The sequence below is a fragment of the Robertmurraya siralis genome (assembly GCF_005502275.1).
In the GTDB taxonomy this organism is placed as follows: domain Bacteria; phylum Bacillota; class Bacilli; order Bacillales; family Cytobacillaceae; genus Robertmurraya; species Robertmurraya siralis.
The window spans coordinates 1-1,477 of sequence record NZ_SWLZ01000059.1 but is presented as its reverse complement, the minus strand read 5'-3'; the positions used below and the strand labels follow the sequence as shown (position 1 = coordinate 1,477).

At 45.8% G+C, this 1,477-nt stretch carries 9 tRNA genes and 1 rRNA gene; all 10 read right to left on the bottom strand.

Annotation, left to right across the window (positions count from 1 at the left end):
• Nucleotides 1–195: 195 nt before the first annotated feature.
• The 10 genes from FCJ93_RS24665 to rrf all read right to left on the bottom strand — a co-directional run bounded on the left by FCJ93_RS24665 (nucleotide 196) and on the right by rrf (nucleotide 1,473).
• Nucleotides 196–271: transfer RNA gene (locus tag FCJ93_RS24665), tRNA-Ala, on the bottom strand.
• A gap of 12 nt (nucleotides 272–283) precedes the next feature.
• Nucleotides 284–360 (bottom strand) — tRNA-Pro (locus FCJ93_RS24660).
• Between the two features lie 90 nt (nucleotides 361–450).
• A tRNA-Arg gene (locus FCJ93_RS24655) sits at nucleotides 451–527 on the bottom strand.
• A 39-nt stretch (nucleotides 528–566) separates the two neighbouring features.
• Nucleotides 567–652, bottom strand: a tRNA-Leu gene (locus FCJ93_RS24650).
• 7 nt (nucleotides 653–659) lie between these two features.
• Nucleotides 660–734, bottom strand: a tRNA-Gly gene (locus FCJ93_RS24645).
• Between the two features lie 19 nt (nucleotides 735–753).
• Nucleotides 754–835, bottom strand: a tRNA-Leu gene (locus tag FCJ93_RS24640).
• 83 nt (nucleotides 836–918) lie between these two features.
• A tRNA-Lys gene (locus FCJ93_RS24635) sits at nucleotides 919–991 on the bottom strand.
• A gap of 165 nt (nucleotides 992–1,156) precedes the next feature.
• Nucleotides 1,157–1,232: transfer RNA gene (locus FCJ93_RS24630), tRNA-Thr, on the bottom strand.
• A gap of 27 nt (nucleotides 1,233–1,259) precedes the next feature.
• Nucleotides 1,260–1,332: transfer RNA gene (locus FCJ93_RS24625), tRNA-Val, on the bottom strand.
• A 24-nt stretch (nucleotides 1,333–1,356) separates the two neighbouring features.
• Nucleotides 1,357–1,473, bottom strand: a 5S ribosomal RNA gene (gene rrf / locus FCJ93_RS24620).
• Nucleotides 1,474–1,477 lie beyond the last annotated feature (4 nt).

Below are 1,477 nucleotides of genomic sequence, written 5' to 3'. Positions count from 1 at the left end.
AGAGTAAGATTAGCTCTTATGTTTAAAAAACGTTGGCTAGTTTCAGCTTCTCAAAGAAAGATAGCCTCCACTATAATTATTTGTTGACGTATGATTTGTTTAGTTTTCAAAGTGCAATTTCTGTCATCGCCCAGAAGCGACTTTTTTAATGATAACAAAAATATAATACTAAGTCAATATTTTATTTCATTTTTTTGGTGGAGCCTAGCGGGATCGAACCGCTGACCTCCTGCGTGCAAGGCAGGCGCTCTCCCAGCTGAGCTAAGGCCCCAATATAGTATAGTGGTCGGGAAGACAGGATTCGAACCTGCGACCCCTTGGTCCCAAACCAAGTGCTCTACCAAGCTGAGCTACTTCCCGATTTGATATCAGAGGTCCAATATACAGATCAAACGATATTCGTTATTAAATATCTATCTTTCAACTGGCTTCCGATTACTAATTTTATAATGGCGCGCCCGAGAGGAGTCGAACCCCTAACCTTTTGATCCGTAGTCAAACGCTCTATCCAATTGAGCTACGGGCGCAATGTATCAGTCATTTTCACTACTGCGAAAATACTTTAATGCCGAGGACCGGAATCGAACCGGTACGGTAGTCACCTACCGCAGGATTTTAAGTCCTGTGCGTCTGCCAGTTCCGCCACCCCGGCTAATAAATGGAGCGGAAGACGGGATTCGAACCCGCGACCCCCACCTTGGCAAGGTGGTGTTCTACCACTGAACTACTTCCGCATCATAAAAAATTTAAAAGTGCGGGTGAAGGGAGTCGAACCCCCACGCCTTGCGGCGCTAGATCCTAAGTCTAGTGCGTCTGCCAATTCCGCCACACCCGCATAATAATTGAAACGCAAAATAAAAAGTCATTTCACAAACGTAATTTGAAGAAAATACTTCCCTTACGCTGAAAAAACTTTGATGAGCCATGAAGGACTCGAACCTTCGACCCTCTGATTAAAAGTCAGATGCTCTACCGACTGAGCTAATGGCTCTAAAGTAAATATGCACTGCTATCAAATTTTAACTTTGAGATATAAAGCATCTACGATGTCCCCACCTCAGAAAGTTAACTCAAGCAGCAGCTCGATGGGTACAACTCGCAGCAAATTCATAGATGAATGGCTCGTTGCTCTACCGACTGAGCTAATGGCTCTAAATGGTGCCGGCCAGAGGACTCGAACCCCCAACCTACTGATTACAAGTCAGTTGCTCTACCAATTGAGCTAGGCCGGCATATATATTAAGACAAAAAAACACTGATGGAGGATGACGGGATCGAACCGCCGACCCCCTGCTTGTAAGGCAGGTGCTCTCCCAGCTGAGCTAATCCTCCGAAATAGTAATTTATTATTAAACAGCCCGGCAGCGTCCTACTCTCACAAGGGGACAGCCCCTCACTACCATCGGCGCTGAGAAGCTTAACTTCCGTGTTCGGTATGGGAACGGGTGTGACCTTCTCGCTATCGTCACCGGACTAT